We start from the raw sequence: 14,091 nt of genomic DNA, 5'->3' as shown, positions 1-14,091 counted from the left end.
TAAGGCTGGCGTAAGCCGGACGGGATAGGCCGACCGATCCTCGATCCCGATCGATGTCGCGCGATGCGCCGTCAGCAAAAATCAGAGTGTCTCCATGTCCGATATCCTTGGCCCGTTCGAACGGCTTGCAGCGACCCGCGCCGCGGTGTCCCGCGTCCGTGCGGCGCCCTACCAGCCGCGCCGGATCGCCCTGTTCTCGGGCAACTACAACTATCTGCGCGACGGCGCCAACCAGGCGCTCAACCGCCTCGTCGGGTATCTCGAGAGCGGCGGCGTCGAGGTCCGGGTCTATTCACCGACATCGCCCCGCCCCGCCTTTGCCCCCGCGGGCACATTGGTGTCGGTCCCGTCGGTCCGGATTCCGGGTCGCGGCGAGTATCGGCTGGGGCTCGGATTGCCGGCGGCGGTCCGGCGCGATGTCGAACGTTTCCGCCCCGACATCGTCCACCTGTCCGCCCCCGACTGGACCGGCGTTGCCGCGCAGCGGCTGGCACGGACAATGGGCATCCCGGTCGTCGCCAGCCTGCACACGCGGTTCGAGACCTATGCGCAATTCTATGGTGCGGGATTGATCCGGCCAATGATGGAACGGCATCTCGACCGGTTCTACACCGGCAGCGACGCGATCCTCGTGCCCACCCCTCCCATCGCCGCCGAGTTTTCCGCCAAGGGGCTTGGCGAGCGGACACGTCTCTGGGGTCGCGGGGTCGATCGCGACGCCTTCTCTCCGCGCCACCGCGACCTGGCCTGGCGCCGGCACATGGGCATCGCTGACACCGACATCGTCCTGCTCTTCTTCGGCCGGCTGGTCCGCGAGAAGGGACCGGCGCTGTTCGCCGACATCGTCGACGCGGTTCGCAAGGGTAGCGGAGATCTGTGCGGATCATCCGCCACGATCCGGGCCGTGATCGTCGGCGACGGGCCCGAACGGGACTGGCTAACGCGGCGCCTGCCGGACGCGATCCTCCTCGGCAGCCTGTCGGGCGACAGACTGGCTCGCGCAGTCGCCAGCGCGGATATTTTCGTCAATCCGAGCATTACCGAAGCCTTTGGCAACGTAACGTTGGAAGCGATGGCATCGGGATTGCCGAGCGTGTGCGTCGACATCCCCAGCGGACGCAACCTGCTGCGCAGGGAAACGGGCATGTTCTTCGCCGCGAACGATCTCGATGCGGCGGTCGCCGCGGTTCGCCGTCTTGCGCTGTTCTCGGATCTGCGCGCGTCGATGGGCCGGGCCGCACGCGCGGCAAGCGCGGCCTATGACTGGGACACCGCGTCGGCGATGGTCCTCGACGCCTATCGTGCGCTGTCGGGCACGGACACGGTGTCGACAACCGCCGATCCGGGTGCCGCGCCGGCACTCTGGCGGAACCGGTCGGCCGCGGGCTGAGCGTCGTGACAGAACAGTGCAGCGCCCGGACGCCGTCAGGCTGGCGACGTCTCCTGTCATCGTCGTCGGTGCGAACGGCAGCCGCTGCTGCCGCGATGCTCCCCGTCGTCGCGATCGCCCTGTCGGCGCTCGCAAGCCTGCTCGACGGGGTCGACTGGACCGACATCCGCGACGCGCTGACGCGGATCGGCTGGGTCCGGCTGCTGCTCGCGGCCGGGATCACCGCAACCAGCTACGGCGTGCTGACCGGCTATGACGTGATCGCGCTGCGGGTCATCGGGCGACGGGTTGCCTATCCCCGGGCGGCGCTCGCCTCGTTCACCAGCTATGTTTTCAGTCACAATTTCGGGTTCGCGCTGCTGACCGGCGGAACCGCACGGTTGCGGATCTACCGGCCCGCAGGGCTGACGATCGGCGAAGTCGGTCATGTCATGGTGCTGACCGGCCTGACCTTCTGGTCCGGGGTGCTCCTACTGCTGGGGATCGGGCTTGTCGCCAGTCCCGACAAGCTGGCGATTGCCGGCATTGCGATGTCCTACCCGGTCCACGCCGCGATCGGCACGGCGAGCCTTGCCCTGCTGGGCGTAGTGCTGATCCTGCTCCACCGGCGTGGCGGTCGGATGATCGTCGCATTCGGCCGCTCGATCCCCGTGCCTCGCACGCGGCAGGCGCTGATCCAGATGATGCTGGCGAGCATCGACCTCGTCCTTGCGGCGCTGGTGCTGGTCGTCTTGCTGCCCGGCGCGTCGCTTGCCCTGCTTCCCGGCCTGTTGCTCGGGTACCTGGTGGCGATCACGACGGGATTGATCACCCATGCCCCGGGCGGCGTGGGCGTGTTCGAAGCGGTGATGCTGGCGAGCTTGCCCGAGATCGACCGCGCGACGCTGTTCGCCGCCTTGCTCGCCTATCGGATGGTCTATTTCCTGATCCCGCTCGCCATCGGGATGGTGCTGTTCGCGCTTCATGAAGTCGACCTGCGGGCCCGCGTAAGGTCGGCGTAAGTCGGCGCGGCGATGAGCGCATGTCCTCATGCTCTATCCACCGGAACCCGTCACCATGATCATCCGCGCGCGGCCCTGCGCCCACTTCTCCCTCGCAGCGTTCTGCGCCCCCGCCCTCCTTGCCGCCAGCACCGGCGCTGCCGCGCAGACGCGATCGGCAGAGGCCCAGCCGGTACCGGGCGCGACCGCGATCGCGGGGGCGACGTCCGCCGCGATCCCCGCCATCCCCGAACCGATGATCTTCGACATGGTCCGGCCACTCGGCGCACGGCGCGGCGAGCTCGAGACCAACACGCTCGCCCAGGTCAATCTCAGCGGACCGTCGCGCCATGTCGAATGGGCGCCCGAGGTCGAGTATGCGGTCGCCGACGGCTTTGCAGTCGAACTCGAGCTGCCGTTCACCAATGGCCGGCTGACCGATCTCAAAATGGGGCTGCAGGGGACGTTCGGCACGTTTCGCGGCGGACGCAGCATCCACGGCGTCCAGTATCTCGGGCTTCACAATCGCCGCGACGGGGGGTGGTCGAGCAGCCTGGTCTATCTGCTCGGCAACCGCTTCGGCGAACGGTTGAGCACGATGACGATGATCGGCGCGGGCGACGTGACGCTCAGGAGCACGAAGGGCACCGGGCTGATCGTCAATCACTCGACATTCTGGGATGTCGATGACGGCACCGTGCTCGGGTTCGAGGTGAACCGGCAGACGGGGGCGAGCAGCTATTGGCTCCTGATGCCACAGCTGCACCGCGCGATCGGGCGGAAGGTCTCGGCGCAGATCGGTGCGGGCGCCGAACGGGCCGTGTCGGGTCCATTCCGACCGCGCGTCGGCCTGCGCATCATCCGCGAATTCTGAGGTGCCAGCTGCCACGCAGGCCGGGCCCGCTGGTGCCGGCCCGCCCGACATGCCACACCCCTGACATATCAGAACAAGGGGTTATGAATGCGCGCCAGTGCCTGTTTGATCGCTCTCCTCCTCGTCACCACGACCGCTTTACCCGGCGCGGTGGTCTCCGGCGCCAGCGCGCAGACGCCGGGCACGCCCTATCACCGCGCGCCCGATGCGATCGCGCGGGCGCTGGAGACGCCCCCGACCCCGGGCGTCTCGGTCAGCCCCGACCACCGGACGCTCGCGATTCTCGGTCGCGAGAATCTTCCGTCGATCGCCAATCTGTCCAAACCGATCCTGCGGCTTGGTGGCTATCGCATCGACCCCGCGACCAACGGTCAGGCCGAGGTCCGCGTGCAGTGGTTGAACGCGCTGCAGTTCAAGGATCTGGCGAGCGGCAAGACCATTAATGTCGCGCTGCCGGCCGGACTGCGCTTTGCCGCACCCGACTGGTCGCCCGACGGCGCCCGCCTCGCATTCTACGCGCAGCAGCCCGACGGTCTCTCGCTGTGGATCGCCGAGCGTGACGGCAGTGCGCGCATGGTGGCCAGGGGCCTGAACGGGACGTTCGGCACGCCGTTCACCTGGATGCCCGACAGCACGTCGCTGATCGCCTACACCGTCCCCGCGAACCGCGGCCCCGCCCCCGTCGCCGGCGACACGCCGACGGGGCCCGTCGTCCAGGAAAGCGCGGGCCGATCGTCGGCGGCACGCACCTATGAAGACCTGCTCGGCGATGCGCACGACGAGGCCCTGTTCGATCATTATTTCACGGGCCAGCTCGTCCGGATCGCGCTGTCGGGCGCCACCCGGCCGATCGGGGCACCCGGGCTCATCACCGAGTTCAGCGTCTCGCCCGATGGCCGGTATCTGCTGACCGAACGGCTCAAGCGCCCCTATTCCTATCTGCTGCCCGCGCGCTATTTCCCGACCGAGATCGCCGTCGCGACGATCGATGGCCAGCCGGTACGGACGCTGGTCGATCGCCCGCTTGCCGACGATCTTCCGGTCGACTTCGACGCCGCCGTCAAGGGACCGCGCGAGGCGATGTGGCGATCCGACGCCCCCGCCACGCTCATCTGGGCCGAGGCGCTCGACAGCGGCAATCCGCGTGCGAAGGTCGCCTTCCACGACGTGGTCAAGATGCAGGCCGCACCGTTCGAAGCGGCGCCGGTCGATCTGGCGATGACCCCGGCGCGCTATGCGACGACCTTCTGGGGCGATGACGGCTTCGCGATGGTCGTCGATCGCGAATGGCGGTCGCGGACCGAACACCGGCTCGCGGTCGCACCGGCGCAACCGGGCCAGCCGCGCACGCTGCTGACCCGCAATTATCAGGACCAATATGGCGACCCGGGTCGGCCGGTCGTCGAATCGAACGCCGCGGGCAAACCGGTGATGCGCTTCACCCCGGACCATAAGGCCGTCTACGTCACCGGCGACGGTGCGACCAAGGCGGGCGCCTTCCCCTTCCTTGCGACGCTGCCGCTTACAGGCGGCGAACAGACGCGGCTATGGTCCGCCAAGCCGCCCTATTACGAAACCGTCGTCGCGATGCTCGACGATACCGGGCAGCGCATTCTCACGCGCCGCGAAAGCGCAAAGCTCGCCCCCAATTACGTCGTGCGCAGCGTCAGGGGCGGCAGCGCCAAGCCGGTCACCGCGTTCGCCGATCCTGCCCCCGTGTTCGCCGGCGTGACGCAGCGCACGATCACCTATCCCCGCGCCGACGGGCTTGCGCTGTCTGGGTCGCTCTACCTCCCCGCGGGCTATGACGCGAAGCGCGACGGGCCGCTGCCGACCTTGCTCTGGGCGTACCCCGCCGAATTCACCGATGCGAAGGTCGCCGGGCAGACCGTCGACCAGGGCAATCGCTTCGTGCGCCCACGCGGCATCAGCCATCTGTTCCTGCTGACCCAGGGCTATGCGATCCTCGACAATCCGGCGATGCCGATCATCGGCGAAGGCGGCACGGAGGCGAACGACACCTATGTCAAACAGCTTCAGCAGGACGCGCAGGCGGCGGTCGATGCCGTCGTCAAGCTCGGGGTTGCCGACCGCACCCGCATGGCGGTCGGCGGGCACAGCTATGGCGCGTTCATGACCGCCAATCTGCTCGCGCATACCGATCTCTTCCGCGCAGGCATCGCCCGATCGGGCGCGTATAACCGCACGCTGACCCCGTTCGGTTTCCAGGCCGAACAGCGGACCTATTGGCAGGCGACGCCGACCTATACCGAAATGAGCCCGTTCACCTATGCCGACCGGATCAAGGCGCCGATCCTGCTGATCCACGGCGGCGCGGACGACAATAGCGGCACCTTCCCGATCCAGTCCGAACGCATGTACGCTGCGCTCAAGGGCAATGGTGCGACCGTGCGCTACGTCGTCCTGCCGAACGAGCCGCACGGCTATCGCGCGCTCGAGTCCACCGAAGAGACGCTGTGGCAGATGACGGACTGGCTGGACCGCTACGTAAAGCCGAAGCCGAAGCCGGCAACGGAGACGGCGGAGCGCCGGCCGTGACCGGGCGGTGCTCCTTTCCGCGGGCTTGCGCGACGGCCGGTCCCATCGCATCGGCACCCCATGTGTAATCGCGCGCGGTTCGAGGGCGAGCCCGAAACCCTGACCCAAGTCTTTGGCGCGGGCTGGCTGACGCCAAGGCCGATGGATAACCGGTTCAATCCGACCGAGCTCTACCCCAAGAGCCGCGCCTATGTGATCCGCGAGCAGGACGGGGCCCGCGGGCTCGACGTGATGCAGTGGGACGTGACCGCCGGGCAGGCGCCATGGCCGATGACCAACGTCCGCAACCTCGCGCTGCCGCAGTGGAAAGCGCTCGCGGCGAACCCCGAAAACCGGTGCCTGATCCCGCTCACCGAATTCTGCGAATGGACGCCCGACCCCGTTGATCGTGGCGACGGGAAAAAGCCGATCAAGGGCGAGATGTGGTTCGACGTCATCGACCAGGACGTGTTTGCGATCGCTGGATTCTGGCGCCAGATCGGCGAGCAGCGCTATTTCGCGATGGTCACCTGCGACGCGAACGAACTGGTCGCGCCGATCCACCCCAAGGCGATGATCACCATCCTGCATCCGGACGATCACGCGCTCTGGCTCGCCGGCCGCTACCACGACGTCGTCGCACTGCAGCGCCCCTATCCGGCCAGCCGGATGACGGTCCGCGGCCCCGTCTTTCCAACCCGCACCGCCGCACCGACGGGCCGCACCCTGCTATAAGTGTCGGACCACCCAGCGCGGCATCGGGCCGGGCGCCGACGCCAAGCGGCAAGCACCCACAACCATGATCAGGCGGGCGGCGTACCGCCCGCCTGATCGATCGTCACTTGGGGGCGGACGGCGCGGCGGGCGCGACCGTGGTGGCGACAGGCGTCGCTGCGATCGGCGCACCCGGCGAAGCCACGGTCGCGGCCGGGGATTTCATCGTCTGGCGGATGAACACGGTCTGGTTGATCTGCTCGAACGCCGTCTGATAGACCGACACGTCGTAGATCGGCTCTTCGTCCTGCGCCCCCGAGCCATAGACTGTCGATTTGACTTTCCCCATGACGAAGCTCAGCCGCGCATGGGTCGTCGACGGGCTGGTCTGCTCGATAAAGGCCGAGACGATCGGCGTCTTCTTCGATTTACCGAAACCGGTCCACAGGCTGTACGACATCTTGCCCTTGGTCGAGGCGATGCCGGTGATCAGCCCGGTGTCCTTGTCGGCGGCCTGGATACGATAGCCCGAATCCTGCAGCACCGACATGACGGCGCCGAACACCTGATCCTTGCTCGCCTCGATGTCCCGACCCTGCAGTTGCTGCAGTTCGAGCGACGACATGACCACCGGCTTTTTTGCATAGACGACAGACGCGTCGAGGCACGCACCCGCCATGGCGAGCGCTACGAAAAGCTTCTTCATTGATATTCCCCCTTAGAACGAACTGCTGCGGCTTTGAAAATCGCTGACCACCTTGTTCGCGTCGAACTTGATCACGAGTGTCATGGCGCGCGACGACTGGCTCGACCGCGACTTCTTGTTGCTGAACCCCAGACCGCCAAGCCCCGCGCCGCCGCCGCCACCACCGCCGCCGAACAGGCCGATCGAAAACCCCGATGTCTTGTCGTAAGACACCGTGGCATGGCGGTCATAGACCCACATTTCCTGTCCGGAACCATCGATAGTGGTAATGTTCGGCCCGCCAAACGCCTCGATGATCTGTGCCTGCGTCGTGGTGCCGACCTTCAGGTTCATCTGCACCATGCCGTGTGTCAGCGTGTTCGGATCATCCTTCGCCGAAGCCCCTGCTGGAACCGTCGCCGCAAATGCCGCAGCCAGAATGATTGCTCGAATCATAGATCCCCCCGTAATATCTCGCGCTTATCACTGTTGTTTGTGCGCGAGAAGGTGGAGCCGGAGGCAATAGATCGATATCTGATGTATTGTGGCGAAGCGAAGTATTAGAATTGCCAGATCTAGTCGGAGATCGCGCCGTCAGCGGAGGCGTGGCGGCCGCCGCTAACGGCGATCCGGCGTCAGGCGTGCGCCGGCCTGGCGTGGACGATCGCGGTCGCTGCGGACATCAGGATCGCGTCCTCGACGAACCCGGTGCTCGTCTGCCCCCAGCGTTCCATCGCCCATTTGCGGGCGGAGAGGCCACCATAGGACGACAGGATCGCCGCACCGATCCCGAGCGCTGCGCCCGTAAGCTGACGCTTTGGCGGGGCGAGCGCCGCGCCGGCAAAGCCGCCCGTGATCGTGCGCGCGAGCAGACCGAGGAACACCGTACGATCGGGCGCGGTCTTCATCTTGTCTCCGGCCATCTCGGCCGCGGCCATCGCCACGCCCCCGGCGGTGATCAGCGGCACCGCCATCAACCGCGCCCCGGCGGTGTCCTCGGGGAGCGTGCCGCGCTGTGCGGCGCCGGCCAGTGCAGCAAGCGGCGTCATCGCACGCTGTCCGGCCACCAGGCCTATCAGAAGGGAACGAAGCATAAGGGATCCTGTCGGTTGGAGCGATTGTCTGATCGGCCTCGTCAACGGATGACACCGTCAATGCGCTCCATCGCTGCGCGCCGCTCGATCCCGCACCGACCCCGGGCATCACCCCGATACGTAGAGCGGCGCCCGCAAACGCGCTTGAACGTCCCCGATTTGCGCATATGCCGGAATGCATTGGAGCGAACGATGAATGATCCGGCGAATATCAAAAGCGCGGCGTGGGACGGGACTCTGATCAAAACCTGGCTCGAGCGGCGGCTTGCCGCGGCGAAGCTCGACCAGGCAATGGCGGACCGGCGCGGCTACGAGGCGCAGGACGATTATGACAAGGCGGCTGCCGAGGAATGGGCCTGCCGGGCGCTTCAGGCACCGGACTGCACCGCGGATCAGGCAGGCTTTGCAAAACGGCTCAAGGACCTGATCGCGCAGGACGATTATACCGCAACCGGTATCTATGACGATATCCGGTTCCAGCGCCATGTCCGCAGCCAGCTGCGCAAGATTGCCAAGATGGCCAAGACGAATGAAGGGTTCGAAAAGACCCTCCGCTACCAGTAAAGCCGGGCTGCGGGCGTTGCGCCACCCCGGCTCGCGGGGTGCCGCCGGCACTAGGCCGACCGCATACTCACGAGGCCCGTGCCATCCCGCCGCTGCCGACGCGCCGCGCCTCGCGCTGCCCGTGCATCGCCAGGAGGGTGGTCGTCGCATCCCGGTCGACCGCCGGAGAAAACACGAAACCTTGGCCAAGCACGCAGCCGATCGCACGAAGCTGCGCGATCTGCTGATCCGACTCGATTCCCTCCGCGACGATCCGGATGCCCATCTTCTTGGCAACACGGATCAGGCCTTCGACGATCGTCGCGCTGACACTGTCGGGTTCGAGATGATCGACGAACGTCTTGTCGATCTTGATCACGTCGACGGGCACCGTCAGAAGGTGCGTGAGCGACGCAAAACCGGTCCCGAAATCGTCGAGCGCGACGCGGATGCCGTGGTCGCGCAGTGCGCGGATCGCCTCCTGGATCGCCTGATCGCCTCGGCCCATATACACGGTCTCGGTGACTTCCAGGATGACATGCTCCAGCGAGACGTCATGGCGTTCGAACGCCGATGCGAGCACGCGCGCAATCGCCCCTCCGCTCAGATCCTCCGACGAGACGTTGATGCCGACATGCTGGACCGCGAGACCCAGATCGAGCCAGGTCCGGATGTCGGCGGCGACAAGCCCCATCATCCGCTCGGTCAGCGCGGTCGAAACCCGCGCATCGCTGGTGGCTTCGTGGAACGCGGCGGCGGAAATGATCCGGTCGTCAATGCGCATCCGGCACAGCGCTTCCAGACCGACGATCTCACGCGTGTCGAGCCGGAAGATTGGCTGGTAATAGGCCTCGATCCGTCCGTCACAGAGTGCTGCGCTGACATCGCGGATCGCGTGCAGGCGCCGCGTCATGCTCGAACCCAGCGCGGCCGAATACATCACGAAGCTGCCGCGCGCGGTATCCTTTGCATGGTACAGCGCGAAATCGGCGTTCTGGCGCACTGGGGCGGTCACGGGATCGCCCGCGATATAGACCGCGCCACCGATGGTCGCGCGCGGCACGACGATCTGGCCGCCGCAATCGGCGGGTCGGCCCAGCGCATCGAGGATCCGCTGCGCGATCGCATCGGGTTCGGCCAGGTCGTCCGCCGACTCCAGGATCAGCGCGAATTCGTCGCCCCCCACCCGAAAGGTCCGCCCGGGCTCTCCCGCCGCCGCGATCCGCTGACCGACGATCCGCAGGACAGCATCGCCGGCCGGATGCCCGAACGTGTCGTTGATCACCTTCAGATTGTCGAGATCGAGCACGAACAGCGCCCAGCGCTCGACCGCCCGTTCCCGGATATCGGCCAATGCCGCATTGAAGGCGGCCCGGTTGGGCAGCTCGGTCAGCGTGTCGGTAAAGGCGCGCCGCTCATGTTCGACGACGCGATTATGGCGGTCGATGGCGATCAGGCAGAGATGCAGGCAATGCTCGACGAGCACGCGTTCGAACGCCGTCGGCCCCCGCGCTTCGCGGTAGTAGAAAGCAAAGGTCGCCACGATAACGCCGTCCGGATTCGATATCGGACTCGACCAGCAGCCGCGCAGACCGAGCGGCGCCACCAGATGCTTGAAATCGGCCCAGCGCGGATCGGTCGCGATATCCGCGACGCTGACGTCGGTGCCAAGATACGCGGCGGTGCCGCACGACCCCGCCAGCGGCCCGATCGCGGCGCCATCGATCGCCTGCGAATACGACTCCGGAAGACTGGGGCCGGCCAGCGGATGCATCCTGCCCGCGCGGTCGACCGTCAGGACCGAACAGATCACGCCGGGCACCAGCTGCTCGACCTGCTCGCATAACGACCGGCAGGTCACGTCCAGACTCTCGCCCCGTGCAATCCTCTTGAGTATCGCGTTCTGGAGTTGCAGCACCACACGCTGGGTATCATCACCGACTGGATAGGATAGATCGGTCATGGAGAAATCATAAGCCATGGATGCATCTGAGAACAATTTCTATTTACTTTTCATGAACATCCCAAACGGCTATAGTTCAGCCCGATTTGGCATGTATCCATTCGTCAACGGACGCGCACCCAGAACTGTATTGCACGAGCCTTCCGGAGTCCGACCGACACGCACGGACTTCACCGCCGATTGAGGGTCCTTAGCCAAAGAACATATAGCGAACAATAGGTCTTGTCGCGATCTGGTCCCGCGCCTAGGACGCCGCATGGCTGGCACTCGCCGGCGGCGGAACACACGCGGGCGATGCTGCGCGAGGGGCTTGACGATGACGGACGCAGATCGGTGCTATTTCGAACGGCGAGCTGAGCAGGAAATTGCAATGGCCGCCGCCACCGAAGATCCAAGCGCCTGCGCCCGCCATTACGAACTCGCGAACCTGTATCTGTCGCTCATTTCGGAAACGCCCGTCAGCACGGCCGCCTGACGAGGACATCGGCATCGGTCAGGCATCCAAGTCGCGGTGCCCGTCGATGCTATGTCAATCGAGATATCCGCAAGGACCTCGCTACGCATCGGCACGCAAGCGGTAGCCGACGCCCAGTTCGTTGGCGATCACGCTGCCGACTGGTCCCGGGTGCTCCAGCTTCTGCCGCAGGTTGCGGATGACGATGCGGAGATATTCGACGCGCGGGTCTTCCTCGCCGCCCCAGGCCGCCGCGAGCACGCGCTGATGCGTCACGACGCGGCCGATGTGCCGGGCGAGCACCGCAAGCACGTCGTGTTCCTTGCGCGTCAGATGCAGTTCCTCGTCGCCCCGGAACACGACTCGGCGATCGAGATCGATACTGACGTCACCGGTGCGCACGATCTTGGGCGTGCTTTCAGACAGTCCATGATGACGCAGCGCCACGCGCAGCCGGGCGAGCAGTTCCTCGCTGTCGAACGGCTTGGTGATGAAATCATCCGCCCCAAGGTCGAGGGCTGTGACCTTCTCGTCGACCGCATCGCGTGCCGACACCACCAGGATCACCGCATCGCCATGCGTCCGCAGCAGCGGGATTAGGCTCAACCCATCGCGGTCGGGCAGGCCGAGGTCGAGCAGGACCGCGCTCGGATGCTCGACCGCCGCCTGCTGCAGCGCCTGTCGCCCGTCCTCGGCCTCGACCACGGCATAGCCTGCGCGGGTGAGCGTGTTGCGCAGCAGGCGGCGGATCGCGGCTTCGTCGTCCACCACGAGAATCTTTGCGGGCATTCAGGCGATGCTTTCGGGTTTGAGATCGCGGACGATGAGCGCGCGGGGGAAGATCAGCGCGAAGGCGGCTCCGCTGCCATCGTCGCGGTTCCCGGCCTCGACCGTCATGTCCATCGCCTCGGCGAACGCCTTGACGATCGCGAGGCCGAGACCCGTTCCGCCCACCGCGCGATCGGACCCCTCGAGGCGGCGGAACGTCTCGAACACTTCGGTTTCCTTGCCCGGCGGCAGGCCGGGTCCGTGATCCATGACGGCCAGACGAAGCTCACCGAACCGGTGCCGCCCCTCGATCACGATCTCGGTCCCGGGATCGCCGTAGCGCCCGGCATTGTCGAGCAGGTTGAGCAGGCAATGGTGGAGCAGCTGCGGGTCGGTGTAGACCAGTGGAAGATCGGGCGGGACGTCGAGCCGGACCGCATGGCCCTCCAGCGCGCGCCGCGCATCGTGCGCCGCGCCCGTCACCGCATCGCTGAGATCGGTCGGTTCCACGTTGAGCTTCAATGCGCCCGCCTCGACGCGCGCCATGTCGAGCAGATTGGCGACGAAGCGGTTGAGCCGCGCGGCCTCGGCCTTGATCGTCGCGATCAGCTCGGGCGTCGCGCCGTGCTCGAGCTGGTCCGCCGCGGCAATGACCGCGGTCAGCGGGGTGCGCAGGTCATGGCTCACCGAGGACAGCAGCGCCGCGCGCAGGCGGTCGCGCGTCCGCACGGTCTCGACATCGCGCATCTCGACCTCGAGCCGCAACCGCTCGAGCACCAACGCGGACTGGTCGAGCAGGCTGCTGAGCAGCGGCAGCTGGTCGGCGCGAACCGGGTCGGCTGCGCTGTCCTTCGCCACGCCGAGCACGCCGAGTACATGGCCCCCGGCCTTCAGCGGCTGAAACAGCCACTCCGATGCCGCGAGCGTTCCCGAGCCCTTCCCCGCCGCCATCCCCGTGTCGAGCGCCCAGGTCGCCGCGGCGGTATCCATCGTGCCGAGATGATAGCCGGCATCGCTGGCCGCGAGGATCTCCAGGTTCTTGCCGATCCCGGGCACCAGCAGGACCACCTGTACGTCGAGCAGTCCGCGGACGTCGTCGCAGATCATCTGCGCCGCGACGTCGATGTCGTTGACGCTGGTGATCTGGCGCAGGAAACCGGCGAGCGTCGCGTTGGTCCGCGCACTCGCCGCGGCCAGATCCGCCTGCGCCCGGACACGTGAGGTCAGTTGGCTCGTCACGACCGCGATGGCGAGCAGGACGACGACAGAGACCAGATTTTCGGGATTGCTGATGCTCAGCGTACCGACCGGCGGCAGGAAGAAGAAATTGTAGGCAAGGCTGGAGGCGATCCCCGCGTAAAGACCGGTACGCAGGCCATAGAGGCTGGCGGCGGCCATGACCGGCAACAGGTACAACAGCGCAACGTTGCCGAGATCGAGGATGTGGAACAGCGCACTGGCGACGCCGGTGACGCTCGCGACGAGTGCGGTCGTGACCACATAGCCGGCGGGCGTACCCCACCGCGCCGGCCTACGTCGGCCGCGGTCCCGGCCGCGCGGGTCTGCAGCCACGGGCAGCACATGGACGGTGACGCCAGGGGTATCGCGGATCACCCGGTCGACGACCGAGCCATGCAGGAACTCGAACCACCGCGACCGGTGCGACTTTCCCATGACCAGCTGCGTCGCGCGGGCATCGGCGAGAAAGCCCTGAATACCCGCCACCACATCGGTCGCGGGCACCGTCGCGACGGCTGCACCGAGCTGCGTCGCCAGCGTCATCGCCGCGGCAACCCGCTGATGCTCGGCATCGGAGAAATTCGCGACGCGCGGGGTTTCGATGAAGAGCGCGGTCCAGGGGCCACGCAGACCGTCGGCCACGCGCTTGGCGGCGCGCACGAGCGTGTCGGCACCGGGCAATTCGTTGATCGCGACGACGATCCGGTCGCTGCCCGCCCAGGTGCCGCCGAGCCCCAGTGCACGGACGTCGTCGAGCATCCGCGCGTCGACCGCCTGTGCCGCGCGGCGGAGCGCGAGTTCGCGCAAGGCGGACAGGTTGGATTTGGAGAAGAAGTGCGACAGCGCACG

Annotated in this window: 13 protein-coding genes; 7 read left to right on the top strand and 6 right to left on the bottom strand. The window is 66.7% G+C overall.

Annotation, left to right across the window (positions count from 1 at the left end; all coding sequences use genetic code 11):
- Positions 1 to 94: 94 nt before the first annotated feature.
- From sphst_RS19590 to sphst_RS19570, 5 genes are all read left to right on the top strand, one after another.
- Positions 95 to 1,390: a glycosyltransferase family 4 protein gene (locus tag sphst_RS19590; RefSeq protein ID WP_081877770.1), complete on the top strand. Its 1,296-nt coding sequence runs from the start codon at positions 95 to 97 to the stop codon at positions 1,388 to 1,390.
- 68 nt (positions 1,391 to 1,458) lie between these two features.
- Positions 1,459 to 2,391, top strand: coding sequence for a lysylphosphatidylglycerol synthase domain-containing protein (locus sphst_RS19585; protein WP_156360468.1), 933 nt, complete (start codon positions 1,459 to 1,461; stop codon positions 2,389 to 2,391).
- Positions 2,392 to 2,419: 28 nt separating this feature from the next.
- Entirely contained in the window at positions 2,420 to 3,244 is an 825-nt protein-coding gene (locus sphst_RS19580) for a hypothetical protein (protein ID WP_234387766.1), read from the top strand.
- Between the two features lie 87 nt (positions 3,245 to 3,331).
- Entirely contained in the window at positions 3,332 to 5,803 is a 2,472-nt protein-coding gene (locus sphst_RS19575) for a S9 family peptidase (RefSeq protein ID WP_031396061.1), read from the top strand.
- A gap of 60 nt (positions 5,804 to 5,863) precedes the next feature.
- Positions 5,864 to 6,517: an SOS response-associated peptidase family protein gene (locus sphst_RS19570; protein WP_031396060.1), complete on the top strand. Its 654-nt coding sequence runs from the start codon at positions 5,864 to 5,866 to the stop codon at positions 6,515 to 6,517.
- Positions 6,518 to 6,620: 103 nt separating this feature from the next.
- Here sphst_RS19570 and sphst_RS19565 read toward each other — a convergent pair whose 3' ends face one another.
- From sphst_RS19565 to sphst_RS19555, 3 genes are all read right to left on the bottom strand, one after another.
- Positions 6,621 to 7,202, bottom strand: coding sequence for a hypothetical protein (locus sphst_RS19565; RefSeq protein WP_234387765.1), 582 nt, complete (start codon positions 7,200 to 7,202; stop codon positions 6,621 to 6,623).
- Positions 7,203 to 7,214: 12 nt separating this feature from the next.
- Entirely contained in the window at positions 7,215 to 7,637 is a 423-nt protein-coding gene (locus tag sphst_RS19560; RefSeq protein ID WP_043158327.1) for a hypothetical protein, read from the bottom strand.
- A 179-nt stretch (positions 7,638 to 7,816) separates the two neighbouring features.
- Positions 7,817 to 8,275, bottom strand: coding sequence for a membrane protein (locus tag sphst_RS19555; protein ID WP_031396057.1), 459 nt, complete (start codon positions 8,273 to 8,275; stop codon positions 7,817 to 7,819).
- Between the two features lie 192 nt (positions 8,276 to 8,467).
- Between sphst_RS19555 and sphst_RS19550 the strand changes: the two genes are divergently transcribed.
- A complete protein-coding gene (locus tag sphst_RS19550; protein WP_031396056.1) occupies positions 8,468 to 8,839 on the top strand; it encodes a hypothetical protein in 372 nt (123 codons plus the stop codon).
- A gap of 67 nt (positions 8,840 to 8,906) precedes the next feature.
- Here sphst_RS19550 and sphst_RS19545 read toward each other — a convergent pair whose 3' ends face one another.
- Entirely contained in the window at positions 8,907 to 10,781 is a 1,875-nt protein-coding gene (locus tag sphst_RS19545; RefSeq protein ID WP_234387764.1) for a putative bifunctional diguanylate cyclase/phosphodiesterase, read from the bottom strand.
- Between the two features lie 316 nt (positions 10,782 to 11,097).
- Here sphst_RS19545 and sphst_RS20815 point away from each other — a divergent pair, with 316 nt between their 5' ends.
- A complete protein-coding gene (locus sphst_RS20815; protein ID WP_156363512.1) occupies positions 11,098 to 11,256 on the top strand; it encodes a hypothetical protein in 159 nt (52 codons plus the stop codon).
- Between the two features lie 81 nt (positions 11,257 to 11,337).
- Here the strand turns inward: sphst_RS20815 and sphst_RS19540 are convergent, their stop codons facing one another.
- Together sphst_RS19540 and sphst_RS19535 are read right to left on the bottom strand one after the other, a co-directional pair.
- A complete protein-coding gene (locus sphst_RS19540; protein ID WP_031396054.1) occupies positions 11,338 to 12,024 on the bottom strand; it encodes a response regulator transcription factor in 687 nt (228 codons plus the stop codon).
- On the bottom strand, positions 12,025 to 14,091 hold a 2,067-nt coding region (locus sphst_RS19535; RefSeq protein WP_107046032.1), incomplete at its 5' end, for a DUF4118 domain-containing protein.

Source organism: Sphingomonas sp. STIS6.2 (genome assembly GCF_000732685.2).
GTDB lineage: Bacteria > Pseudomonadota > Alphaproteobacteria > Sphingomonadales > Sphingomonadaceae > Sphingomonas > Sphingomonas aerolata.
This window is presented reverse-complemented; position numbering and strand designations above follow the sequence as displayed.

Excerpts from the sequence above, each read along its gene's own strand:
- sphst_RS19590 (WP_081877770.1), top strand. The coding sequence starts at position 95 with ATGTCCGATATCCTTGGCCCGTTCGAACGGCTTGCAGCGACCCGCGCC.
- sphst_RS19580 (WP_234387766.1), top strand. The coding sequence starts at position 2,420 with ATGCTCTATCCACCGGAACCCGTCACCATGATCATCCGCGCGCGGCCC.
- sphst_RS19575 (WP_031396061.1), top strand. The coding sequence starts at position 3,332 with ATGCGCGCCAGTGCCTGTTTGATCGCTCTCCTCCTCGTCACCACGACC.
- sphst_RS19570 (WP_031396060.1), top strand. The coding sequence starts at position 5,864 with ATGTGTAATCGCGCGCGGTTCGAGGGCGAGCCCGAAACCCTGACCCAA.
- sphst_RS19565 (WP_234387765.1), bottom strand. The coding sequence starts at position 7,202 with ATGAAGAAGCTTTTCGTAGCGCTCGCCATGGCGGGTGCGTGCCTCGAC.
- sphst_RS19560 (WP_043158327.1), bottom strand. The coding sequence starts at position 7,637 with ATGATTCGAGCAATCATTCTGGCTGCGGCATTTGCGGCGACGGTTCCA.
- sphst_RS19555 (WP_031396057.1), bottom strand. The coding sequence starts at position 8,275 with ATGCTTCGTTCCCTTCTGATAGGCCTGGTGGCCGGACAGCGTGCGATG.
- sphst_RS19550 (WP_031396056.1), top strand. The coding sequence starts at position 8,468 with ATGAATGATCCGGCGAATATCAAAAGCGCGGCGTGGGACGGGACTCTG.
- sphst_RS19545 (WP_234387764.1), bottom strand. The coding sequence starts at position 10,781 with ATGACCGATCTATCCTATCCAGTCGGTGATGATACCCAGCGTGTGGTG.
- sphst_RS20815 (WP_156363512.1), top strand. The coding sequence starts at position 11,098 with ATGACGGACGCAGATCGGTGCTATTTCGAACGGCGAGCTGAGCAGGAA.
- sphst_RS19540 (WP_031396054.1), bottom strand. The coding sequence starts at position 12,024 with ATGCCCGCAAAGATTCTCGTGGTGGACGACGAAGCCGCGATCCGCCGC.